Here is a 24,163-nt window from a genome sequence, read left to right as displayed (position 1 = left end):
CGCGGCGCGGCATCGCGTTACTGCGATGCGAGCTTGTGGCGCTGCGCGAGCTTCTGCGCTTCCGCGTAATGCGCCTGCAGGATCGGCAGCGACTGGCGGGCGACTTCCTTCAGCTTCGTGTCGCGTCCCGACGCGATTTCCGCCTGGAATGCCGAGATCGCCTTCTGCTGCCCGGCGAGCGCGACCTGCTCGATGTACGCCTTGTCGAATTCCGCGCCGCGCAGATTCTTGATGCTGTCGAGCACCGCCGTGTCGGGATCGTTGGCCGGCACGTCGACGCCGCGCGGGCTCGCGGCGCGCATCGCGCGGATGATCTTCTCGTCGTCGGTCGACACGCGTTGTGCGAACGCCTTCACCTGACTGTCGGACGTGCGCGAATCGGCGATGCGCGCGGCGTCGTGCTGCGTCGATACCGTTTTCGTGCCGTCCGTGATGAACGTCTGGTCGGCTTCGTGGATGCGCGTGGCAGCGGCAGCCGGCGCGGATGCGGCGGGCTGCGCGGTTTGCGCGGTCGCCGTCACGGCGACGAGAAGCAGGCCGGCGGCAGACAATGCCACGCGCGACACTTTGGGAAAGCGGTTCATGGGACCTCCTTTCGATCGGGGCTCTGGTTAAAGGACGGATGACGCGATCCGTAGCTGTGCGAGAGACCGGGCTCGACCGCTGCGCTGCCGCGGCGTCGGTCGGAGCGTTTCCGGCCGGGACGATTCTAGGAGAGCGCCCGGGTAGCAGGTGCAACCGCGCTGTGGTTTGTGTAACGGTTGGTAAGACGATTCGATCGGCGTGCGCGCGGACAGGTATCGGATACCGGCCGCATGGGCGGCGACGGCAATTTTTGCGTCCACGCCCGGGTCATGCGTGCGATCGCGAATTCGCGACTGCGGCCGCCGGTGCGTCGTCGAAATGCGCGCGTTCGATGTGCGTATGCGTGTGCGATGTGCATGTGACGCGCGTCGATGAAGCGCACCGCGTGACTCGAACGCGCGCTTCGCTTCGCGTCGTCACACGCGATCGAGCAGCGTGTCGAGACGATCGAGCAGCGGCGTCGCGCAATGCGCCTGCAACGCGTGCGGCGCCGTATAGCCCCACGCGACGCCCTGGAATGCGATCGACGCACGGCGCGCCGCGTCGGCATCGCGGATCTCGTCGCCGACGTACAGCATGTCGGCGAGCGGCACGCCGGCTTCGTGCGCGAGCGCACGCAATCGCCGCGACTTGCCGAACAGCGGAATGCCGCACGCGAAGTAATCGACGCGGCCGCTCGCGCGCGCGCCGAGCCGGTCGCGCACGACGTCCTCGGCATTCGACGTCGCGATCGCGATGCGGATGCCGCGCGCGGCGAGCGCATCGAACGTATCGGCGACGCCGGGGAACAGCTTCACGTCGGCGATGCGCGTGCGCATCAGCTTGCGGATGTCGATTGTCACGCGCGGCACTTTCCACATCGGCACGTCGAGCGCGCGGACGATTTCGCGGGCCGACATTCCGCGCAGCGCGGGGCGCAGCTCGGGCGTCGCGTCGCGAAAGCCGTGCACGCGCGACGCTTCGGACAGCGCGGCGAGAAAACAGTCGAGGGAATCGGCGAGGGTGCCGTCGAAGTCGAAGGCGACGAGTTGATATCGCATCGAAAAAGCAGAATGGAGGTGAGCGGCACGCGACAATACCAGAAGAATCGCCGAGCCGCCGCCGCGTCAACCGATAGTCGCGATGTGCTTACGCCGGCGACGCCGCCTGACCGGCATGATTGTTTTCTTAATGCGATGAAGCGGCGGCGCACTATCATCGGTACATCTGTATGAAAAGTCGCGCTTGCGCGCGACCATACTACTCAAGCGATCTTATGATCGGCGCGTGATCAATATGATTGGGATGAAATTATTTCGGGGTCGAGTTCCCGTGCTGCGATGTTCGAGGGGCGGGGAACGCGTCACGTGCGAGCTGGCCTCCATTGCATCGCGCCTGAATGCGGTTAGATCAATTCCGCGAGTCGATCCGTCTCGTCGCGTTGCACTGGACGCTCTTTCCCGCCGATCGGTTCACGAGAACATTGCCCGCGTCAGTGGTCGGCCGGCCGGTTTTCATTCTTCCGAACCCGATCGCGACTTCATGCCGCAGTCCGTGATCGCTATCCCGCGTGCGCAACTATGGTCTCAGCGAAGTTCCGATCCCGTCGCGATAAAAGTCCGTCATCTCGGAATTTCGTCGTTTTGGAGCGAGTTACCCGAAAGCGTGCATGTAGCTGCGCGTCAAGTAGCGCGTTCCACGAGTGGGGACATTGACGTCGAGCTCACGCGAACGCATTTCCGATTGGAAAAAAAACCGCTGGCCTCTGTTCCGCCCGCGGCGGTTCCGAAAGGCACTCTGTACGAAGATGAGGTTAGCGGAATCCCGGCGAAGAACAAGAAAATATTCCGCTTTGACGAGTCCGTTGTTGCATCGGATTCAGGATGGCATGACGAGAACGGCGACGCGGTGGCGATGTTTCATGCTGCCGGGGGCACAGACATCGACCGGCACGATGTGACCGATATGAACAATTTCTGGGTTGCGAGCAGCACGACCGTTCCCGGCAATACATTGATGGCATTCAAGGAATCAGAGACGAAGGAGGCCGTCGAGAAACAGATCGAGCTTATGGAAAAACTGTACGGCCCCAATTTCGTTAAGCGAAACGGTGAGCGCGTTTTCACGCTCCCTGGTCTGCCGCTTACGGATGTCTTCGATATCCCGAAGGACGCGGGAAAAATTCTGATAGCGGAAATCGGGGAGGTCTTCAAGGCCGGATTCGCTCCGTTGGACTTCTCGACGGGTAACTTTCTTTACTCGAAGGAGCTTCAGAGGATATACCCGATAACGTTCACCGAATTTGCGAATCTTGACGAGATGACTTTGGCAAAGGGCATGGCCAGCATAAGCGGTTTTGTTGCGAGGCGCTCGGCCGAGCACTGAGCTTCGGCCGCGTGACTTCGCGATGGCCGGAAGCCGTTGAACAGATCGTTGCTCGTGCATCGATGCCATGTTGCGTGGCCGTTGAATCGCGGGGCCTATGCGAGCTTGCCGACCGACGAAGGGTGCGGTATCGTCGCTGCTCGACGTTGCGCCAACCGGAGAGCCGACGTGTCCGCACCCGTACCCGCCACGCTGAGATTTTCCACCGACAAGCGCGAACTCGACATCGATGCGATCTTCGACTTCCTGCACCGCGACGCGTACTGGTGCCAGGGAATTCCGCGCGACGTCGTCGAGCGCGCGATCGAAGGCTCGCTGTGCTTCGGCGCGTACGTCGGCGATCGCTTCGTCGGGTTCGCGCGGCTCGTCACCGATCACGCGACGTTCGCGTACCTGTGCGACGTGTTCGTGCTGCCGGCCGAACGCGGCAACGGCTACGGCCGCGCGCTGATCGACCACATATTCGCGCAGCCGATGCTGCAGCGGCTGCGTCGCATCATGCTCGCGACGACCGATGCGCATGCGCTTTACCGGCCGGTCGGCTTCGCCGCGCCCGCGAATCCGGAGCGGCTGATGGAAATTCGGCGGCCGGACATCTACACGAAGCGCTGACGCGCCGCGCATACAATACGCGCTTTCGTTCTTGCCGAAGGGAAGCACACCATGACCGAACAGGAAGCCGAACAGCTCGCCACGCATCGTCACTACAAGGGCGGCCTGTATCGCTACATCGGCGTCGCGCGTCATTCCGAAACCGAGGAATCGCTCGTCGTCTACGAGCATCTGTGGCCGCACGCGCGCGGCCTGTGGGTGCGGCCGGAAGCGATGTTCAACGAGAACCTGCCGGACGGCACGCCGCGTTTTCGCAAGCTGCGCGATTGAACCGCGCGCGGCAGCCGCGGCGAGCGCTGCACGGCGTGAGCGTCTAGCAGCGCGGCGCGACGGTGCCGCCATGAAGCGATAGCGCGCAACGTGCCGAAGCGTGCGCGCGTTACGCGCCGCGCAGCGCGTTCACCAGTTCCGGCGGCGCATGCACGGCCGTCACCGTCGGCGTTCCGTGCCACGCCGCGAGCTTTCTGATCGCCTTCGCGACGTCCGTCGCGACCCCCGTGCCGATCCGCACGCCCGGTTCGACGTGGACCGACTTCAGTTCGAACGTGCCGAGCGTGCGATGCGCTTTCGCGTCGACGCGCCCGATCAGCCGGCCGCGATGCAGCACCGGCAGGCAGAAGTAGCCGTAGCGCCGTTTGTGCGCGGGCGTATAGCACTCGATCGTGTAATCGAAATCGAACAGCGTCGCCGCGCGCCGCCGGTCCCAGACGACCGGATCGAACGGCGACAGCAGCGTCGTCACGGTCGAGCGCAGCGTGTCGGCCGCGGCGGCCGGCAGCAGTGCGTCGAGCGACCGGTGCACGTACGTCGGCTCCTTCCAGTCGGCGATCTGCACCGGGATCAGTTCGCCCGCGTCCGCAAGCCGCTCGAGTTCCGCGCGGTACGAGCGGCGCGGCAGGCGGTAGTAGTCGGCTATCCAGTCGGCGCGCACGACGCCGAGCGCGCGGCACGTGTAGTCGAGCAGTGCCGGCAGCACCGCATCGCGCGGCGGCAGATCGCGCGCATCGTCCCAGTCGGGCAGCACGCGCTCGCGTACGTCGTACACGCGCTGAAAGTTGCGGCGCTCGGCCACCATCAGCTCGCCCGTCGTGAACAGCACTTCGAGGTGGCGCTTCTCGGGCTTGCGGTCCCACCAGCCGTTGCCCTTCACGCCGTCTTCGCGCACGAAGTCCGCGGACCGCACCGGCCCTTCCGCACGGATGCGCGCGAGCAGCCGTTCGATCTCGGCGCGGTTCTGCTCGTGCCAGTCGGCGGCGTATTTCCAGCCCATGCCGGACGGATCGAGCATCTTGTAGCGCATCAGCCCGAACTGCTCGATCGGCAGGAAACACGCTTCGTGCGACCAGTATTCGAACAGCTTCGCATCGGCGAGATGCTCGTCGAGCCACTGCGGGCGGAAGTCGCCGAGGCGGCTGAACAGCACCAGATACGGGCTGCGCGCGACGACGTGGATCGTGTCGATCTGCAGTTGCGCCATCCGGCGGATCGTGTCGAGCACGTCGGCCTTGGTCGCCTTGCGGCGGGGCGGCGCGAGCAGGCCTTGCGCGGCGAGATGCAGCGCGCGGGCGGAGGCGAGCGAAAGCGTGAGCATCGGAACGGCGGCTGAAGGTGGCGGTCGGGCACCACTTTAGCGCGAAAGCGACGTGCGCGCCGCATCTGACAATGCTTGACAGATGCGGCGCGCAAGTTTCCCTATAGTGCATTCATCGCGCGACGAGATGTGCGCGCAACGATTCCGCTTCCGACGCACATATGTCCATGGCACGCAGGAAGCGAATCCGGGATGCTCGACCCCCATCGAGATGCCCGGAGCCCTGAGCGGACATCCATGCGGCCGGGCACAGGCCCCGCGTGGATGTCCGCTGATTTTTTTTGAAGCACACGTTTGCGCTGCCGGTCGAGCAGCCATTCATGCGGCGGCGCTGATCCCGCCCGGCCGCAGCGCGCGCGCCAGATCGTAGTGCTTCGCCGCGCCGTAGCGCGGCGACCCGAAGTGCCAGTCGTAGTTGCCTCGAATGTACGAGCGTGCCGCGTCGAGCAGGCGAAGCGAGGCCGGCTCGTCGGTGCGCGCGCGCACCATCGCTTCGAGTTCCAGATAGCGGACGAGATGCCGGTTGTGGATCGCGGCTGCTTCGTCGAGCGCGGCCTGCGGCGTCAGACCGCGTTCGTGCATCAGCACGCACACGAGATTGCTGCTCGATTCACCTGCCTCCTTCGGATACGAAAAGATGTCGTTGCACAGGCACAGAACCACGTTGGACAGCTTGCGCAGACGCTGGACCGCTTCGTCGGCATAGAACCCGGCCGGCACTTCGTAGCCTGCGGCGATGTCGATCAGCGCGAATGCGCCTTCGCCGCAGCCGTTGTACGTGCGGCCCGACAGATACTCGGCCTCGCCCGGAACGACGTCCGTCGCATAGCGTCCGGCTTCCCACAACGTCGAGAACAGGAACGTCATCATGCCGGCCACCCAGCGCGCGTATTGCGTGCGCGTGCACGTGGCCTCGATGCGTGCGCAGATGTCCTGCGTCGCATGCTGGAGCGCGCGCAGGAACGCGGCCAGGTGCGGCAGGCGCGCGCACAGCGCGTCGCGCAGCGGAACCGGATCGTGGCCGGTCGGGTCGGCGATCATTTCGTAAAGCCACAGATACAGCGCACCGAGATCGGCGGGCGCGCGTGCGACGCCGTGCAGGCTGCACAGGCCGTCGTCGATCGCGAAGATCCAGCCGTATGCGCGGGAGACCGTACACAGCCCGTCGAGCGTCGAGTACGGATAGATGCGCGCGCAGTATTCGCCGACCTTGCCGTGGCGGATGCCGTTCGCCCAGCGCGAATCCTCGAGCAGCCCGTGGCGATTCATCCAGTCGACGAGGTCGGCTTCGGCCCGATCGGCATCGGGATGCATCGATGCCGCCGCGAACGGGTAGTACAGGTGCGGGAGGACCAGCTGTGCGGTTGCGGCCGCGGGCGTATCGACGACGGACATGACGAGCCTCGTGAAGGTTGTCGACGGAATGCGATGAAGGACGCCGCGCTCGAACTACCTGCCGAATCGGCGCGCGCGCTTGCCGTACGCATCGATGGCGCGTTCGAAATCGTCGCGGCCGAAGTCCGGCCAGCAGACCGGCGAGAAATAAAACTCGGAGAACGCGGTTTGCCACAGCATGAAGTTCGACAGGCGCTGTTCGCCGGACGTGCGGATCACGAGATCGGGTTCCGGCTGTCCGGCCGTATAGAGCCGGCTCGCGATCGACTCGGCACTCAGTTGCGCGGGCAACCGGTCGACGGTGCCGGCGGCGACGTGCTCCTCGATCAGCGTCCTGATCGCATGAAGCAGATCGAGCCGGCCGCTGTAGGCCACGGCGACGGTCACGTCGAGCCCGTGCGCGTGCGTCGTGCGCTGTTCGGCCGCGCGGATGCGTGCGGCCGTCGCCGCCGGCAGCTTCGTCAGATCCCCGATCACGTGCAGGCGCGAGCGCCCGCTTGCCGCGAGTTCGTCGAATACGTCGGCGATCACGGCCAGCAATCCGCCGAGCTCCGCGGCGTCGCGACTCAGGTTTTCGGTCGACAGCGGCCACAGCGTGACGAACGGTATGCCGGCTTCTTCGCACCACGACAGCAATGCGTGCACGTTGCGCCCACCCGCCCGATAGCCGTCGGCGATCGATACGCCGCACCGCTCGGCCCAGCGCCGATTGCCGTCGAGTATCACGGCAACGTGCGTGGGCACCGGTTGCGACGCGGCCGCCGATTCGACTGCAACGGTGTCGGGCACGCGCAGAATCAAATCTTGAGTCATCGAAACTCCTTCGATACGACGACGTGATCGAACGGACGAGCGAATGGGGAAGCGATCGTGCGATTTACGCGCGACCGGCCCGTAACGGATTGCCTCGGGAGACGTCCATTCAATATTGGTAAATCGCATCGGCATTTTCAAGCCGCGCGTGAGCCTTGTCGTGCGGGGCTGTGCGCGGGATTCGCAAATATCGCGATGCGCGTGATTTATTCGCCGGCGCTTTTATCCGTGTTTCGATTTTTTGAATAAATCGGCGATTCGATAATGAAAGCGCGACATTCGGCGCGTGCCGATTCAATTGCGGCGACAACGATTTCGGTGCGCGCCGATATCGGCGCACCGATCGTATCGGACGGCACGACGCCGGCTTGCTGTCCTTGCTGCCGCTACTGCCGCTTGCCGCGCGCGACTTCGTCGCCGGCGCCCGGCGGCAGCCGCCGCGTGATCGGAATCGACGCGAACGAGCACAGCCCGACCACGACGAACGCGGGCCAGAAGTCCGACCACACCATCGCCTGATGGCCCTGCAGCCAGTGTGACACGTGCAGCACGAGGCCGGCCACCGTCACGCCGAGGCCGAGCGACATCTGCTGAACGACGCTGCCGAGGCTCGTCGCGCGGCCGGCGTCGCGCGGCGAGATGTCCGCGTAGATCATCGAGTTCAGGCTCGTGAACTGCAGCGCGGGGAAGATGCCGCCGACGAGCACGATCAGCCAGATCGCCCACGTCGCCATCCCCGGATGGAACACGCCGTATGCGGCGATCGCGAGCCCCGCGAATGCCGCGTTGTAGATCAGCACCGTCCGAAAGCCGAAACGGCGCAGCGTGTGCGTGGCGGTCGAGCGGCTCACCGCGCCGCCGAGCGCGGACGCGCACGTGATCAGCCCCGAATGGAACGCGCTCATGCCGAGCCCTTCCTGCAGCGCGAGCGGCAGCAGGAACGGCACCGCGCCGAGCCCGATGCGGAACAGCGACCCGCCGACCACGCTCGCGTGGTAGGTCGGAATCTTCAGGAAGCTGAGGTCGAGCACCGGACGGTCCTTGCGGCGCGCGTACGGCACGTAGAGCGCGAGCATCACGGCGCCCGCCGCGCACATCGTCAGCGCGTTCGCGCGCGACGTGAGCGATCCGTCGATCAGCGTGAGTCCCATCAGCAGCAGCGCGGCGCCGCTCGCGGACAGCAGGAAGCCGAACCAGTCGAGCGGCCCCGGATCGGGCTCGTGCGTGTTCGCGATGTGCTTGCTTGCGAGGTAGATCCCGTAGATGCCGATCGGCACGTTGATGAAGAAGATCATCCGCCAGTGCAGATACGTCGTGATGAAGCCGCCGACGAGCGGCCCGACCGTCGGCCCGAACAGCGCGGGAATCGCGAGGTAGTTCATTGCGCGCACGAGGTCCGAGCGCGGCACCGCGCGAAAGATGATGATCCGCCCCACAGGCACCATCATTGCGCCGCCGACGCCTTGCACGAAGCGCGCGAACGTGAGCAGGCCGAGCGAGTTGGACGCCGCGCACAGCAGCGAGCCGGCGACGAAGATGCCGATCGCGGTGCGGAAGACCGAGCGCGCGCCGAAGCGGTCGGCGAGCCATCCGCAGATCGGGATGAATACGCCGAGGCCGACCACGTATGCCGTGATCGCGATGTTCAGTGTGACGGGATTGTGCCCGAAGTCCCTCGCCATCGCGGGCAGTGCGGTGACGATGATGTTCGCGTCGACGCTTTCCATGAACAACGCACAGGCAACGATGAGCGGTGCTAGAAAGACGGGCGACATGAGCAGGGCGCGCGGTAAAGGCGCCATTATGCCCACAATGTGGTCATCGCGTCACGCGCGGCAACGGCGGTTCCGCATGTTGCAACAGTCGTTCCTGTTACGGCGCGCGCAACCGGAGACGACTGCCGCGCCGATCACGTCGCCCGGCACGTGCGCGGCGAAACTTGCATGCGGCGCGCGTTTCATGCGACAGTCGTCGCACTTGCGAATACCAATGATGCGCATCGGTCGACGGCCGTCGAACCGGGCGCGCGCGAACGAGACCATGCCGATCCACTCGTCATCGAAAGGAGGGGACACGCCATGACATCACGTCGTGCCGCATCGATTGCATCGCTTGTCGCATCGCCCGTGCCGCGCACTCGCTGGGCCGCCGCGCTGGCCGTCGCCTATCTCGCCGTCGCGGGCTGCGCTGCACAGGCCGACAGCGCGACCGGCTCCGCGATGCAGCCCGCCGCCGCGGTCGCGAGCCCGGCGTCGGGCGCGCTGCTGCCGCCGCCGAGCCAGCTCTACGGCGACCTGTTCGTCGCGGTGCAGACCGCGCAGCTCTATCCCGATCAGAAAACCTTCGTCGACGCGACGCCGGACACCGATCCCGCGACGATCGTCCAGTTGTATCAGCAACAGAAATCGCAGCCGGGCTTTTCGCTGAAGGCGTTCGTCGACCAGCACTTCACGCCGCCCGCCGAAGGCGGCGTGACGCCGCCGCCGAACCTGACGCTGCGCCAGCACATCGACTGGCTGTGGCCGCAGCTTACGCGCACGACCACGGCCGCGCCGCCGTACAGCTCGCTGATCCCGATGCCGAAGCCGTACGTCGTGCCGGGCGGCCGCTTCCGCGAAGGCTACTACTGGGATACCTATTTCACGATGCTCGGGCTGCAGGTGTCCGGCCGCGAGGATCTGGTCGACAACATGCTCGACAACTTCGCGTATCTGATCGACACGATCGGCCACATCCCGAACGGCAACCGCACGTACTACGCGAGTCGCTCGCAGCCGCCGTTCTTCGCGTACATGGTCACGCTCGCCGCGCACGCCGAAGGCGACAAGGTCTACCAGAAATACCTGCCGGCGCTGCGCAAGGAATATGCGTACTGGATGCAGGGCGAATCGACGACGCCGCGCGGGCAGGCCACGCGCCACGTGGTCGCGATGCCGGACGGCGCGGTATTGAACCGCTACTGGGACGCGAGCGACACGCCGCGCGACGAGTCGTATCTCGAGGACGTGACGACTGCGAAGGCTGCCGCCGGCCGCCCGGCGAACGACGTGTACCGCGACCTGCGCGCCGGTGCGGAGAGCGGCTGGGACTACAGCTCGCGCTGGCTCGGCGACGGCAAGACGCTCGCGACGATCCGCACGACGTCGATCGTGCCGGACGACCTGAACAGCCTGATGTTCCATCTCGAGACGACGATCGTGAAGGGCTGCGCGATCACGCGCGACATCGCGTGCGTGGCCGACTTCTCCGGCCGCGCCGCGCGCCGCGCGGCCGCGATCAACCGCTATCTGTGGAACCGCGGCGGCTATTACGGCGACTACGACTGGCAGCTGCGCAAGCCGCGCGACGGCGTGACGGCCGCCGCGCTGTATCCGCTGTTCGCGGGCGTCGCGTGGCCGGAGCGGGCGAAGGTCACCGCGCGCGAAGTGCGCAGGACGCTGCTGCAGCCCGGCGGTCTCGCGACGACGACCGAGAACACCGGTCAGCAGTGGGACGCGCCGAACGGGTGGGCGCCGCTGCAGTGGATCGCGATCGAGGGCCTGCGCCGCTACGGCGAGCCGGCGCTCGCGAAGGACATCGGCACGCGTTTTCTCGCCGACGTGAAGCACGTGTATGCGACCGAAGGGAAGCTGGTCGAGAAATACGTGGTCGAGGGCACCGGCACGGGCGGCGGTGGCGGCGGCGAATATCCGCTGCAGGACGGCTTCGGCTGGACCAACGGCGTGACGCTCGAGCTGCTCGGGCTGTACGGCGAGTAACGTGCGCCGCCGGCGGGCCGCGAGCTCGGCGCGTCACGCTATCCATGCGCGTGGGCCGGATCGCCGCGCAAGCGGTCGTCCGGCCCGTGTCGCATCCACGACGCGTCAGAACGCGATGGTCGTGCGCACGCCGATCACCGTCTCGTCGCCGATGCGCGCGCCGGCCGCGTGCGGGTTCGGGATGCCGCCGCCCGGCCGGAAGAAGTGCTGCAAGTCGGCTTGCAACTGCCACCACGGCGTGACCTGGTACTGATAGGTCGCCTCGATCACCGTTTCCGCGCGGCGTACCGGATAGCCGGGGGTCGTATAGGCGCCGGTGTCGCCGTCGAGCGCGCGCGCATGCGAGCCGATCTTCGCGTAGCCGATCGCGACGCCCACCGTGTCGTTGTCGCGTCCGGCGAACGGCGCCTTCAGCGCGACGCCCGCATTCGCCGCGAAGTCGACGACGTTGCGGTCGCCCGGCGCGCCCATGACGCGCGCGAACACGCCGAGCGAACGCGGGCTGTCGGGCGACTGGCGCCACACCATTTGGTCCGCGACCGCGTAGAAACCGTAGTTGCCCCCATGCGTGGCGGGGATGCCGTTGCTCGCGGGATTCGCGAGCGACAGCCCGTCCGTCCCGACGCGCGGATCGTCCGCATGCTGCGACTGGTACCAGACGCCGAGCTTGTAGGTGCCCGGCAGGCCGGCCGGCTGCGGTGCCTTTGGATCGGCGCTCGGCGCGTTCAGCGCATACTGCACTTCGCCGATCACGAACGCGCCGCTGCGCAGGTTGAAGTTGGTACCGTGCGCGTTCAGCGTCTGCGCATCGCCGTCGGCGCGCCCGGCCGGGTTGCCGTCGAACACGCCGACCATTGCCGTCCATGCGTCGGCGGGCTTCACGCGCAGCCGCACGCCGAGCGACGACAGCGGATACGCGGCACCGCCGGCCGGCAGGTCGGTGGACGGCAGCACGGGCCAGCCGAACGTCGCGTTCATGAACGTCGCCGCGTACTGGCTCACCATGAACTCCTGGTCGACGCTTTGCTGGCCGATCTTCACGTCCGCACTGCCGTCCGCGAACGCCTGCTGGTACCACAGCTCCCACAGCCGCGTGGTCGAATTCGCCTCGATGCCGGTCGCGGTCTGCAGCGTCTGCAGGTAGCGCTGCGTGAGACTGGTGCCGTGGATCTGCAGCCCCGATACGTTGAACGTGCCGCCCGGCAGGCCGACCGCCTTTTCGGTATCGACGCTCAGGCCAAATTGCGTGAGGCCCTGGTACGCGCCGCCGCGGGCCGTGCCGCCAGCCGCGTTGTACAGGTATTCGCTGGTTTCCTGCAGGTTGAGCGTGACGCCGAGATCGTCGAGTGCGTCGCGCAGGCCGCCGATGCTGCCGAGCAGGTTCGACCGTTCCTGGATGCCGGTGGGAGCGGGCGCGGCAGCAGCGGGCGCCGGTGCGGACGGCGCGGCGCCGTCGGCGGCGGATTGCGCAGCCGCGGGCGATGCCGGCGATTGCGCGAACGCGGGTGCGGCGGCGATCGACAGCAGCAGCGTCGCGAATGCCGGGACGCGCGGCTTGCGCCGGATCGGTTCGAGATGATTCTTCATGTGGTTTTCCGTGCGGTGGTTCGAATTGGTAACGGTGAGGAAGAAGAAACGCGACGTGGCAGACGCGGCGAAACGACGCGCGATGCGAGGCCGCCGCGCGACAACCGCGGTTACGGCAGCCAGCCGCCGATGCGCGATACCTGCGCGAAGCCGATGTGCGGCGCGGCGCTGCAGAGCAGCGCGACGAGTACGACGGCGGCCGCCATCGCGCCGACGAGCAGGCAATCGACGGGGCGCGGCGCGGCGGCGAACGCGCGTGCGCAGCCGCGCCGGTGGCCGAGCGCACGGGCGAGCGGTGCGATGCGAAAAACGACGCGGCGGCCGCAGGCGACGCGCACGCATCGCGCAAGTCCGATTGCGAACGATCGAATGAACATGACGTTGCTCCCGTCCGGTTCGGCGCATGCCGAACGACGTGGTCGAGCGCGGGCGCGCGGTGCGGCCTGCGATCGGTGGCTGGAACGTAACGGAGCGTGCGACGGGCGAGCCGGCTGGGCCGGATCGGGAAGAAGCGCGCTAACCCGACGAATGCGAGCTAGCGGCGAAGGTATGCGCCTGGCTGCTATCTCGCGATGGCTGAGCCGGCCTGAACCGGCATCGAACTGCAACTAGGGCATGTGTCCACGGACGGACTCCGGTGATGAGTTGCGCCGGATTTTAGTCGCGTCGTTTGCTGCGGCGCAAGTAAAAAATGCGCGGCAGCCGGCCGGTGCGGCGTGCCGGCTGCGGCACGGCGCCCGTTCGCGGCAGCGGTACGGAGCCGGAGCGAGCGCCGTTGCACGCGCGTCGTGCCGTTGCTTGCACGCATCGCTTGCGCGCGGGTCCCGGCACGCGATGAAAGGTTCCGGCGCGCGATTTCGGGCGCAAATCTTTCAGTGCGGCGGGCAGGGGAATTTATTTCCGGAAATAGCGGTGTCGAGGATTGACTTCCGTTTCCGCCGGTCCATAGAATCGCGCATCTTCACTCTTGGGGCCGCCGCCTTGGACGCCTGCAGTAGTCGATCTTCGAACGAAATTTCCGCCTGAGCGACCGACGTCCGCGCCTCTTTCACGCCGCCGTTTGTCAGCCAGGCAAACGGTGCGCAGCAGTTTCTTCCACAGCAACGCCCTACGTGCACCCTGATTCGCGCCGGATAGCGTGATGCGTTTGCGCATGCGCCGCCCGGTTTCGTCGCCGCCCGGCACGCGGCCGCGTTCGCCCCATGCCCCGCGCATGGACCGAACGGCGGCCCGCGCGCCGGGTGGTGGCCAACGTGTTCTCCGGAACACCGCACGACAGGAGCCGCAATGAACGACAGTGACAGTTGTCCCTTATGCCATCGGCACGAACAGACCCTTTTGAAACCGGGTCGCGGGGACGCTCCGGCCGACTAGCCTGACACACGCTCAGGCGCCGGACTGGCTCCGCGACCACCACGCGGCCGGCATGCATGCCGCTGCCGCCAGGAGCCAGACCATGAACTTCGGCCTTCTGCTGTCGACCCTTCCGCACGTCGCGCAATCGCGCAGCCACTACGACGCGATGCTGACGCTCGATGTCCGTCCGCGGGTATTCGCGCGTCTGCTGACCCGCCTGAAATCGCTGATTCGCTGACGCGCCGACTGCACGCCGGCATGCGCGCGCACGCATCGCGCGCGCATGCCGGCACCACACGCCCGACCGATAAAAAAACAGCCGTACGGAATTCATCATGTCCACGCCATCGAACGTTTCTTCACCGATCGCCGTCGAGCGCAGCGCCGTGCTCGACGACGCCCATCAGGGCGACATCCGCGGCGCGTTCGGCACGATCGCGCATCACGACACCGCGCCGCGCGCGACGTGGTGGGCGCGCGTGCGCACGCTGCTCGCGATCGTCGGCCCCGGCCTGATCGTGATGGTCGGCGACAACGACGCCGGCGCGTTCGGCACCTATACGCAGGCCGGCCAGAACTACGGCACCACGCTGCTGTGGACGCTGCTGCTGCTCGTGCCGGTGCTGTACGTGAACCAGGAGATGGTGCTGCGCCTCGGCGCGGTCACGGGCGTCGGCCATGCGCGGCTGATCTTCGAGCGCTTCGGCAAGTTCTGGGGCGCGTTCAGCGTGATCGACCTGTTCCTGCTCAATGCGCTGACGATCGTGACCGAGTTCATCGGCATCACGTTCGTGCTCGCGTTCTTCGGGCTGCCGAAGGTCGCCGGCGTATGTGTGGCCGCCGCGCTGACGATGGCGGCCGTCAGTACCGGCGACTTCCGCCGCTTCGAGCGCTTCGCGGTCGTGCTGTGCGTGCTGAGCCTGCTGCTCGTGCCGGTGCTCGTGTCGATTCATCCGCCGGTGTCGCAGATGACGCGCGACTTCTTCGTGCCGAACTGGCCCGCGCACGCGAAGCTGTCGGACGTGATGCTGCTCGTGATCGGCATCGTCGGCACGACGGTCGCGCCGTGGCAGCTGTTCTTCCAGCAGAGCTACGTGATCGACAAGCGCATCACGCCGCGCTTCATGAAGTACGAGAAGGTCGATCTGTGGATCGGCATCGCGTTCGTGCTGATCGGCGCGGTCGCGATGATCGGCTTCAGCGCCGCGCTGTTCGGCGGGCATCCGGAAGCCGGCAACTTCACCGACGCGGGCGGCGTGATCGCGGGCCTCGAAAAATACGCGGGCCGCACGAGCGCGACGCTGTTCGCGGTCGCGCTGCTCGATGCGTGCATCATCGGCGCGGCGGCCGTGTCGCTGTCGACCGCATATGCGATCGGCGACGTATTCAAGATCCGTCACTCGCTGCATCGCGGCGTGACCGACGCGAAGGGTTTCTATCTCGTCTATTTCGGGATCGTCGCGGCCGCGGCTGCGCTCGTGCTGATTCCCGGCAGCCCGCTCGGGCTGCTGACCGAAGCCGTGCAGACACTCGCGGGCGTGCTGCTGCCGAGCGCGACGGTGTTTCTGCTCGTGCTGTGCAACGACCGTCAGGTGCTCGGCCCGTGGGTCAACTCGACGAAGCTGAACGTGTTCACCGGCGCGGTGGTGTGGGTGCTCGTGCTGCTGTCGATCATCCTGACCGCATCGGTGATGTATCCGAACATCAGCGGCGAAGCGATCGTCGACGTGCTGGTGGGCGGCACCGTGCTCGCGATCGCCGGCTATCTCGCGACGGTGCTGATTCGCCGCAGCCAGCGCGTCGTCGAGCCGGGCATCGACCGCGCGCTGCGCAGCACGTGGCGCATGCCGCCGCTCGACACGCTCGAGCCGCAGAACATGACGCTCGCGACGCGGATCTGGATGGGCGTGCTGCGCGGCTATCTCGTGGTCGCGGTCGGGCTCGTGATCGTGAAGGTCGTGCAGATGATGCTGATGAAGTGACGTCCGGCGCGGCCAGAGTCGATGAACGTAGATGCCGGCCTTCGAGGCCGGCATCTACGTTTACGCCGCATGCGAGTGCGAGTGCGTATGCGTATGCGACGATGCGTCGTCGCTGCGGCCGCGGCCCGATATCAGATCAGCTCGAGCTTCGACGTCAGATACGTGAGCTGGATCCGGTTCGCGACGCCGAAGCGCTTGCGCAGCTTGCGCAGGTGATAGTCGACGTTGTGCGCGCTGGTGTCGAGACGCCGGCCGATCTCCTTGTCCGACGCGCCTTCCGCGATGCCGAGCAGCAGCTCCTGCTCGAACGGCGTGAGCCCGTTGACCGTGCGCTCGCGCGACGTCGCGATCAATTGCGGCGATGCGAACTTGTGCACCGAGAGCCCGATCGACAGCGCCTGCTCGATCGTCGCCGGCGTGATCCATTCGCGCGTGCGGCGCGGCGCGGTGAAGCTCATGAACGCGTGCAGCCGCGTGCCGGGCACGGCCATCGAATACATGATGCCGCTGCACATCCCGTCGTCCTGCATCGTCTGCAGGAAGCCGTCGAGCGCGGCCGGCGTCACGCACGGGCCGTCGTCGCGTTCGCGATGCTCGCGGCGCAGCTGCTGCAGATCCCACACGACCGGCATGTTGCATACGCGCGCGCCGAGCGTGCGCGGATCGATGTCGTGGTGGTTGTGCCGCACGTAGTCGCCGCGATAGGTGGGCGGCGTGAACGCTTCGTGCAGATAGAGGCTTTCGACGCGGTCGCGCGAGAACTCGAGCGCGAAATACGCGAACGTCGAGAAGCCGGTCAGATGCAGCAGGCTCGTGACGATCCGGTTGCGCTCGGCGGTGCTCTGCGCGTGCGCGAGCGTATCGGCGACGCCGAGCTTCGGCGCATTCGGCTGCGCGACGTCGCCGCGCTTCACGTCGTCGCACCAGACGACCTGAACCGGGCGCTCGCGCAGCGCGTTCGCACATGCGTGCGTGCCGCGCGAAACGGTTGGGGCGACTGCTTCTTCATGCAAGGCAATATCGGACATGAGCCATCCCTCGGAATCGACGCGCATCGCCTGACGGCGGCCATGTCGTGCACGGCATTCGCGGCACTGCGATCGAAACATCGTTCTTGATATGCGCCGATCGTCATCCTGACGAAACGCGGGGGCATTGTACAAAAATGCCCGTGTCCGCGTAATATGCCGTAATACGAATAGCGGCGAAAGGCTCATATTCGCGCGCATATGGCGACAGCCGAAAAAACATAAAGAAAAGACCAGGTTCGTGACGGGGCTGCAGGTTCACATATTGGGAAAGGGGCGGGCTCCTCATGACATATGCTGACGGCGCACCACTCGTCGAGTGGTTCTCGCACGCTGATATCGCGGCCGCTGCCGCGTATTCGCACGAGTTTCAAGGCAACGATCGCGACGTTTTTACCGGTATTCAGATTGCACCCGGTAAATCCGACATCGCGACAGTCGATTTTGCGCAATGCCATGCGCGTTTGCGACAAATCGGTTTCAGCACGCTCGGTTACGGCGCGTACGAAATGATCGGGCGGCGCATTCTGTGCGCGCATCTGCTGCGCGATCTCGCACCGGCGACCTTCATGCAGCCGTATATCGAAGGGATGCTGTACGAAAGCGATCCGCGCTTCGCGCAGGTGCGGCAGAGCGGCTTCCCCGTCGCATGGCGGCTCGACGAAATCGAAGCGGCCGCGCAGCGCAGCGGCGATCGCAAGGTGCTCGCGCTCGCCGGTCATTTGCGTGCGCACGCAATGAACAGCGGCGTGATCTTCAGCCTGTCGGCGCCGCGGCTCGACCTGCGCGTCGCGGTCAACGTGACGTCGGAGACGCACGGCACCGAATGGATCGACGATCGCGTGATCGGCGGCGCGCTGGCGGTGAGCCTCGCCGTGCATCGCGTCGCGCTGCCGTTCCTCGAAGCGCGCATCGCGCGCATGCGCGGCTTCGTGCTCGGCGACGAGCAGCAGCAGGTGCTCGAGCGTCTCGTGCACGGGCTGTCCGACCAGGAAATCGCGAGCGCGCTGCGCACGTCGCTGCACAAGGTCGGTCATCACATCCGTTCCCTCGAAAAGCTGTTCAACGTGCAGAACCGCGCGCAGCTCGCGTATCTCGCCGCGCGCCGGCTGAGCGCGTAAGCCGGCCGATTCGGCGTGCGCGCGTGCTGTGCAGCGCGCGTGGAAGCGGTTCCGGCGACGCGTGCCGGACCGCGCCGCCGGGTTTCGTAGTCCGCTTCGACCGCCGCCGGCAAACCGGCTTTCGCGCTACGAGGCGCGCCCGTTTCTACGTCGTTGCGCGTCGCTACACTCGTCGCATTCAACGGTCCGCGCGGAGCGGGGGCACGATCGCCCGCGCCCGCCGGCGACGACGACAGGACGACGGCACGATGGCAGAACCGAAGGCGCTTCCCCGCGACTGGCAGCGGATGTTTTCCGCCGGCCGCGGCGTGTCCGCACGGCGCCTCGCCGCGTCGCCGCGCGCCGACCTGTTTCTCGCCGCGTTCATCGTCGCCGTGGTCGCACTGTTCATCCTGCCGCTGCCGCAGGCGGCGCTCGACGGGATGATCTCGCTGAATCTCGCCGCGAGCGTCGTGCTGCTGACGGTGTCGACGTACGTGCCGTCGGCGGTCAGCTTCTCGTCGTTTCCGGCGCTGCTGCTGTTTACGACGCTGTTCCGGCTCGCGCTGAACATCGCGTCGTGCAAGCTGATCCTGCTGCACGCGAACGCGGGTCACGTGATCGACGCGTTCGGGCGGCTCGTCGTCGGCAACAACGTCGTGGTCGGCGGCGTCGTGTTCCTCGTGATCGCGGTCGTGCAGTTCATCGTGATCGCGAAGGGCTCGGAGCGCGTCGCCGAAGTCGGCGCGCGCTTCTCGCTCGACGCGATGCCGGGCAAGCAGATGAGCATCGACGCGGACCTGCGCGCGGGCATCATCAGCGCGGACGAAGCGCGCGAGCGCCGCGAGAAGCTCGAGCAGGAATCGCAGATGCACGGCGCGATGGATGGCGCGATGAAGTTCGTGAAGGGCGACGCGATCGCCGGCCTCGTGATCGCGTTCATCAACATCGTCGCGGGGATCGCGGTCGGCACGCTGATGCACGGCATGGACATCGGCCAGGCGCTGCAGCGCTACGCGATCCTGACCGTCGGCGACGGGATGGCGTCGCAGATTCCGTCGCTGCTCGTGTCGATCGCGGCCGGCATCGTGACCACGCGCGTCGCGACGCGCGATGCGCGGCAGCGCCAGCTCGGCGAACAGCTGGGCGAGCAGCTCGGCGCGCATCCGCGCGCGCTGCTGATCGCGGCGCTCGTGCTCGCCGGTTTCCTCGTCGTGCCCGGTTTCCCGAAATGGTCGTTCGCACTGATTGCCGTCGGCCTCGGTGTGTTCGCAGTCACGCAACTGAAGCGCAAGACGACCGCGCCGAGCTTCAACCTGATTCATATCGCCGGACGCGTCGGCGCGGCCGACGACGGCCAGCCGGCGAAGGTGTCGCATGCGGCGGGCGTCACGTCGCTGATCGCGGTGTCGCTGTCGGACGACCTGCGCACGACGCTGAACCTCGCGCAGCTGCAGGCCGCGCTGTCGAGCGCGAAGGCGCGCGTCGATGCCGACATCGGCACGGTGTTTCCGCGCATCACGCTGAACGACGACGAAGGCGCGGCGCCCGGCACTTACCGGATCTATCTGCAGGACGTGCTCGTCGCGCACGGCGCGCTGAAGCCCGGCTGGCTGCTGTGGGACGGCGTCGCGCCGCTGCCCGAGCGCGCGGAGCGGCAGCCGGCCGAGGCGTTCGGCCCGTTCGCGACCGCGTTATGGATCAAGCCCGACGGCGCCGCGCCGGACGGCAAGTGGCTGACGAGCGAAGCGGCGCTCGCCGCGCACGTCGAGCAGATCGTGCGCCAGCATGCGGACGAATTGCTGGGCATCCAGGAGACGCAGGCGCTCGTGCATCTGGTGCGCCGCGATCATCCGGAGCTCGTCGGCGAGCTGACGCGGCTCGTGCCGCTGCAGCGCGTGACCGAGGTGCTGCGCCGGCTGCTCGCCGAGCAGGTGCCGATCCGCAACCTGCGCGTGATTTTCGAAAGCCTGATCACGTGGGCGCCGAACGAGCCCGACGACGTGATCGCGCTCGTCGAACTCGTGCGTGTCGATCTGCGCCGGATGATCACCGATCGCCACGCGGGCGCGACGCGGCAGCTGCGCGTCGTGCTGTTCGAGCAGAACCTGCAGGAGCGGATCGAGAACGCGGTGATGCGCACGAAGCAGGGCAATTTCCTCGCGCTGTCGAGCGCGGTCAAGCAGGACATCGGCGAACAGGTGCGCGCAATCGTACAGGCCGCGCAGGCGGCCGGCCCCGGCAGCCCGCACGGCAACGCGCGGCTCGCGGTGATGGTCGCGCTCGGCGCGCGCCGCTACGTGAAGACGATCCTGCAGCCGATGCTGCCCGAACTCGCGGTGCTGTCGTACCAGGAGATCGAGGAGGACGTGCAACTGCATACGGTCGGCTGGGTGAAGAATCCGCCGGACGACGGCACGGTCGGCGCCGGCGCCGACGTGCGCACGCCGGGAGTCGCGCAATGACGAGCTCGACGATCCTCGACCTGACGCGGCAGGCGTTGATGCTGGTGCTGCTGCTGTCGCTGCCGATCGTGCTGATCGCGACCGTCACGGGCCTCGCGGTCGCGATCCTGCAGGCCGTCACGCAGGTGCAGGACGCCAACATCGGCATCGCGGTGCGGCTGATCGCCGTGATGGTCGCGCTCGTGCTGCTGTCCGGCTGGCTCGGCGGCGAAGTGCTGCGCTTCGCGCAGCAAGCGCTGGAACGCATGTTCGTTTCTTCCACAGGAGTCCTTTGATGCGTCGACGCGTCGCCTCGATCCGCTTTCAACCGCGCAGCCTGCAACGGGCGGCGCTCGCCATGTGCGCGACCGCGCTGCTCACGGCGTCGCTGTGCATGACGCCCGCGCAGCCCGCGCGCGCGGCGGACCTGCGCTGGCGCAACAAGCCGTTCACGATCGTCGCGAACGGCAAGAAGATCGGCGACTTCATCCGCGAGCTCGCGTCGTCGCAGGGCGTGACGGCGGTGGTCGACCCGAAGGTCGACGGCGTGATCAGCGGCCGCTTCTCCGGCACGCCGCAGCAGACGCTCGACACGATCTGCTCGACGTACGGACTCACGTGGTACTACGACGGCTCGTTCCTGTACGTCGATCCGGCCGACCAGTCGCAGACGCAGATGATCCCGATCCCGCCGAACGCGGCCGGCGAGATCGGCCGCGCGCTGCAGGCGATGCAGATCCCCGACAAGCGCTACACGCTCGTGATCAACGATCGCGCGAACAGCGTGTACGTGGCCGGCCCGCGCCGCTACGTCGAACTCGTGCGGCAGGCGGTCGGCTCGGTCGGCGATCCGGCCGCGAACGGCCAGCATGCGGACATCCGCGCGTTCCGGCTGAAGTACGGCTGGGCGTCCGACTTCACGATCAACCGCTCGGGCAAGGAAGTGACGGTGCCGGGCGTCGCGACGATCCTGCGCCGCCTGTTCGGCAAGGGCGGCGGCACGACCGCGATGCCGTCGAGCACGCCGCTCGGGCAGGCCGCGCGCCAGGTGAAGCTCGGCTCCGGGCTCACGATCGCGGTGCCGCGGCTCGATTTCCCGGACATTTCCGGCGGCCCGCGCTCGGGCGGCTATTCGGGCGACACGGCCGCGGGCGGCGGCTTCTCGCCGTTCTCGAACGCCGGCGGCGACACGCTGCCGCAGATCGTCGCCGATCCGGCGATCAACGCGGTGATCGTGCGCGATCTGCCGGAGAACATGTATCGCTACCAGTCGCTGATCAACCAGCTCGACGAGCGGCCGCGCATCGTCGAGATCAACGTGACGATCATCGACATCAACGAGGATTCGCTCGACAGCCTCGGGATCGACTGGCGGCTGCACACGACGCACGGCGACGTGCAGATCGGCAACGGGCAGAACCCGCTGAGCGGCAACACGCAGTACAACGGCTCCGGCAATCCGCCGCTCACGTTCGGCATCGGCACGTCGGAGACCGGCCAGACCGGCGCGTTCATGCCGACCGGCATCGCGCTGACCGCGTCGATCGGCGGGTCGCTGCGCAATTATCTGCTCACGCGCGTGAATGCGCTCGCGCAGAAGGGGCAGGCGCAGCTGCGCTCGAAGCCGAAGGTGCTCGCGCTCGACAACACCGAAGCGATTCTCGAGAACCTCACGCAGTTCTACGTGCAGGTGCAGGGCTATCAGGATTCGTCGCTGTACAGCGTGACGACCGGCACCAGCATCAAGGTGACGCCGATGATCGTCGACGATGCGGCGCGCAACGCGGCGGCCGCGGCCGGCGGCCCGCAGAGCGTGATGATGTCGATCGACATCCAGGACGGCAACATCGTGCCGGGGCAGGCCGTGTCGAACGTGCCGGTGATCCAGCAGCGCAACATCGTCACGAAAACGATGATCGACGAAGGCAAGAGCCTGCTGATCGCCGGCTTCAACGACGACGAGGTGCGCCTGAACAAGAGCGGCGTGCCGTGGCTGTCCGACATTCCGCTGATCGGCAACCTGTTCAAGTACACCGACAAGTCGGGCAACCACATGGAGCGGTTCTATCTGCTCACGCCGCGCGTCGTGACGAATGCGTCGATGTACGCGCCGGACGGCTCGCCGGTGAATCCGGGCGCCGACGCGCCGGCCGATCCGAACGCGCTGTCGATGTACCGCCCGCCGGACAACGACATCGCGGTGCCGCTGACGCCGAAGCCGCTGCCCGGCACGAAGTTCGGGCCGCCCGCGCTGCCGGCACCGGCCGATGCGGCCGCGCCGCCTGCGGCGACGACCGCAGGAGCGTCCACCCATGTCGACGACCATCATTGAACCGCACGGCGACGGCGCACTGCCCGGCGGCGCGGCCGCGCTGGCGTCGCCGTGGAACCTGTGCTTTCTGAGCGGGCCGATGTACGGCCGCACGATGTCGCTCGCGCGCGGCGCGAACTGGGTCGGCACCGCGGCCGACTGCGAAGTGATCCTGCCCGATCGCGAGATCGGCGCGAAGCAGGTGTGCCTGCAGGTCGGCGCGCTTGCGGTGACGGTGCAGAACCACGGCGGCGACGGCGGCGCGCCGGTGCTGTTCAACGACGAGCCGCTCGGCGCGGCGCGCCGCTCGATGACGCCGCAGGACGTGCTGACGGTCGGCTCGATCCGGCTCGGCATCGCGCGGCACGCGCAGGCGAGCATCGCGGTGCCCGACGAAGCGGACGTGCCGGACGCCGCGCGCGAAGCCGCGTGGCTCGGCTGGCTCACCGGCGGCCTGCGCCGGCTCGGCAGCCGCCGGCTCGTGATCGCGCTCGTCGCGCTGTGGGTCGGCGTGCTGCTCGGCGCGCTCGGCTACGGATTCGTCGCGTGGTCCGGGCGCCTGCCGTGGCAGCACGAATCGGTGCTTGCGCGCACGCATCGGCTGCAGCAGCTGCTGCACGCGTATCCGGAGCTGAGCGTCGCGCCGCGCGACGACGGCGTGATCGTGTCCGGCTACGTGAGCGATCCGGCCGCGCGCGAGCGCGTCGCGCAGATCGTCGCGGGCGTCGACAACGCGGCGCTCGGCAACATCTACGTGGTCAGCGATCTCGTCGCGACCGCGCAGACGTATTTCAGCGACACGGCGCTGTCCGTCGCGTATCTCGGCCGCGGCCGCATCGAGCTGACCGGCACGGCCGCGCGCGCGCAGATCGAGCCGCGCATCCGCAACTACATGAAGGATGCGCGCCCGGCGCTCGAGGTCGTCGATCACGTGCGCGATGCCGATGCCGGGCAGCCGCGCACGACGACGACGCTCGGCGGCACCGCCGGCATTCCGGAGATCACGACCGTGTTCGCCGGCGACGGCGACCAGCGCTACATCGAGACGGCCGACGGCAGCCGCTATTTCGAAGGCGCGCGGCTGAAGGAAGGGCCGAGCGTCGTGTCGATCGGGCCGGACGAAGTCGTGTTCGAGCGCAACGGCCAGCGCATCACGATGCCGCTCGGCGGTCCGTCCGCGGGCGCGCCCGAGCGCGTGCCGGCGCCCACGGTGCCGCCGCTCGCGAGCGGCGCGGCG

At 67.2% G+C, this 24,163-nt stretch carries 21 protein-coding genes; 11 read left to right on the top strand and 10 right to left on the bottom strand.

Going from position 1 to position 24,163, the window contains the following annotated elements; all coding sequences use genetic code 11:
- Window positions 1–17 precede the first annotated feature (17 nt).
- Together BUB20358_RS24050 and BUB20358_RS24045 are read right to left on the bottom strand one after the other, a co-directional pair.
- Complete coding sequence (locus BUB20358_RS24050) at window positions 18–584, bottom strand: DUF4142 domain-containing protein (RefSeq protein ID WP_006766249.1); 567 nt, start codon at window positions 582–584, stop codon at window positions 18–20.
- A gap of 417 nt (window positions 585–1,001) precedes the next feature.
- Complete coding sequence (locus BUB20358_RS24045; protein ID WP_006766248.1) at window positions 1,002–1,625, bottom strand: HAD hydrolase-like protein; 624 nt, start codon at window positions 1,623–1,625, stop codon at window positions 1,002–1,004.
- Window positions 1,626–2,307: 682 nt separating this feature from the next.
- Here BUB20358_RS24045 and BUB20358_RS24040 point away from each other — a divergent pair.
- The 3 genes from BUB20358_RS24040 to BUB20358_RS24030 all read left to right on the top strand — a co-directional run bounded on the left by BUB20358_RS24040 (window position 2,308) and on the right by BUB20358_RS24030 (window position 3,831).
- The gene (locus tag BUB20358_RS24040) at window positions 2,308–2,949 is read left to right on the top strand and encodes an OspG family effector kinase (RefSeq protein ID WP_094190666.1); all 642 of its coding nucleotides are present in this window, start codon (window positions 2,308–2,310) and stop codon (window positions 2,947–2,949) included.
- A gap of 168 nt (window positions 2,950–3,117) precedes the next feature.
- Entirely contained in the window at window positions 3,118–3,561 is a 444-nt protein-coding gene (locus BUB20358_RS24035; protein WP_006766247.1) for a GNAT family N-acetyltransferase, read from the top strand.
- Between the two features lie 51 nt (window positions 3,562–3,612).
- Window positions 3,613–3,831 carry a DUF1653 domain-containing protein gene (locus BUB20358_RS24030; RefSeq protein ID WP_006766246.1) on the top strand — a complete coding sequence of 73 codons (219 nt, stop codon included), beginning with the start codon at window positions 3,613–3,615 and terminating at the stop codon, window positions 3,829–3,831.
- Window positions 3,832–3,940: 109 nt separating this feature from the next.
- On the opposite strand, the gene BUB20358_RS24025 is transcribed toward BUB20358_RS24030, so the two are convergent.
- From BUB20358_RS24025 to BUB20358_RS24005, 5 genes are all read right to left on the bottom strand, one after another.
- Complete coding sequence (locus BUB20358_RS24025; RefSeq protein ID WP_006766245.1) at window positions 3,941–5,152, bottom strand: winged helix-turn-helix domain-containing protein; 1,212 nt, start codon at window positions 5,150–5,152, stop codon at window positions 3,941–3,943.
- A 318-nt stretch (window positions 5,153–5,470) separates the two neighbouring features.
- Window positions 5,471–6,547 (bottom strand): terpene synthase family protein, encoded by a 1,077-nt coding sequence (locus BUB20358_RS24020; protein ID WP_035974416.1) that lies wholly within the window; start codon window positions 6,545–6,547, stop codon window positions 5,471–5,473.
- A 54-nt stretch (window positions 6,548–6,601) separates the two neighbouring features.
- Window positions 6,602–7,360 (bottom strand): polyprenyl diphosphate synthase, encoded by a 759-nt coding sequence (uppS, locus tag BUB20358_RS24015; protein WP_035974414.1) that lies wholly within the window; start codon window positions 7,358–7,360, stop codon window positions 6,602–6,604.
- A 386-nt stretch (window positions 7,361–7,746) separates the two neighbouring features.
- Window positions 7,747–9,135: an MFS transporter gene (locus BUB20358_RS24010; RefSeq protein WP_045552236.1), complete on the bottom strand. Its 1,389-nt coding sequence runs from the start codon at window positions 9,133–9,135 to the stop codon at window positions 7,747–7,749.
- A gap of 51 nt (window positions 9,136–9,186) precedes the next feature.
- Entirely contained in the window at window positions 9,187–9,435 is a 249-nt protein-coding gene (locus BUB20358_RS24005) for a hypothetical protein (protein WP_123806759.1), read from the bottom strand.
- A gap of 3 nt (window positions 9,436–9,438) precedes the next feature.
- On the opposite strand from BUB20358_RS24005, the gene treA reads away from it, so the two are divergent.
- Complete coding sequence (gene treA, locus BUB20358_RS24000) at window positions 9,439–11,118, top strand: alpha,alpha-trehalase TreA (protein ID WP_035974408.1); 1,680 nt, start codon at window positions 9,439–9,441, stop codon at window positions 11,116–11,118.
- Between the two features lie 105 nt (window positions 11,119–11,223).
- Here treA and BUB20358_RS23995 read toward each other — a convergent pair whose 3' ends face one another.
- Window positions 11,224–12,705, bottom strand: coding sequence for a carbohydrate porin (locus BUB20358_RS23995; RefSeq protein WP_035974406.1), 1,482 nt, complete (start codon window positions 12,703–12,705; stop codon window positions 11,224–11,226).
- A 110-nt stretch (window positions 12,706–12,815) separates the two neighbouring features.
- Window positions 12,816–13,082, bottom strand: a complete 267-nt coding sequence (locus BUB20358_RS23990) for a hypothetical protein (protein WP_035974405.1) — start codon at window positions 13,080–13,082, stop codon at window positions 12,816–12,818.
- 1,079 nt (window positions 13,083–14,161) lie between these two features.
- Here BUB20358_RS23990 and BUB20358_RS23985 point away from each other — a divergent pair.
- Together BUB20358_RS23985 and BUB20358_RS23980 are read left to right on the top strand one after the other, a co-directional pair.
- Entirely contained in the window at window positions 14,162–14,299 is a 138-nt protein-coding gene (locus BUB20358_RS23985) for a hypothetical protein (RefSeq protein WP_165802988.1), read from the top strand.
- 97 nt (window positions 14,300–14,396) lie between these two features.
- Window positions 14,397–16,043: an Nramp family divalent metal transporter gene (locus BUB20358_RS23980; protein WP_035974404.1), complete on the top strand. Its 1,647-nt coding sequence runs from the start codon at window positions 14,397–14,399 to the stop codon at window positions 16,041–16,043.
- A 131-nt stretch (window positions 16,044–16,174) separates the two neighbouring features.
- Here the strand turns inward: BUB20358_RS23980 and BUB20358_RS23975 are convergent, their stop codons facing one another.
- The gene (locus BUB20358_RS23975) at window positions 16,175–17,071 is read right to left on the bottom strand and encodes a helix-turn-helix transcriptional regulator (RefSeq protein ID WP_035975343.1); all 897 of its coding nucleotides are present in this window, start codon (window positions 17,069–17,071) and stop codon (window positions 16,175–16,177) included.
- A gap of 287 nt (window positions 17,072–17,358) precedes the next feature.
- Here BUB20358_RS23975 and BUB20358_RS23970 point away from each other — a divergent pair, with 287 nt between their 5' ends.
- From BUB20358_RS23970 to sctD, 5 genes are all read left to right on the top strand, one after another.
- Window positions 17,359–18,192 (top strand): helix-turn-helix transcriptional regulator, encoded by an 834-nt coding sequence (locus BUB20358_RS23970; RefSeq protein WP_006766238.1) that lies wholly within the window; start codon window positions 17,359–17,361, stop codon window positions 18,190–18,192.
- 248 nt (window positions 18,193–18,440) lie between these two features.
- Window positions 18,441–20,636 (top strand): type III secretion system export apparatus subunit SctV, encoded by a 2,196-nt coding sequence (gene sctV, locus BUB20358_RS23965; RefSeq protein ID WP_006766237.1) that lies wholly within the window; start codon window positions 18,441–18,443, stop codon window positions 20,634–20,636.
- Window positions 20,633–20,911: a type III secretion system export apparatus subunit SctS gene (gene sctS, locus BUB20358_RS23960; RefSeq protein ID WP_006766236.1), complete on the top strand. Its 279-nt coding sequence runs from the start codon at window positions 20,633–20,635 to the stop codon at window positions 20,909–20,911. The genes sctV and sctS overlap by 4 nt, the downstream gene beginning before the upstream one ends.
- Window positions 20,911–22,947, top strand: a complete 2,037-nt coding sequence (gene sctC, locus BUB20358_RS23955) for a type III secretion system outer membrane ring subunit SctC (protein WP_035974402.1) — start codon at window positions 20,911–20,913, stop codon at window positions 22,945–22,947. Before sctS ends, sctC begins: the two co-directional genes overlap by 1 nt.
- Window positions 22,928–24,163, top strand: a 1,236-nt coding sequence (sctD, locus tag BUB20358_RS23950) for a type III secretion system inner membrane ring subunit SctD (RefSeq protein WP_174905127.1), incomplete at its 3' end; no start/stop codon positions are given. The genes sctC and sctD, both read left to right, overlap by 20 nt.

Source organism: Burkholderia dolosa (assembly GCF_902499135.1).
Lineage (GTDB): Bacteria > Pseudomonadota > Gammaproteobacteria > Burkholderiales > Burkholderiaceae > Burkholderia > Burkholderia dolosa.
This window is presented reverse-complemented; position numbering and strand designations above follow the sequence as displayed.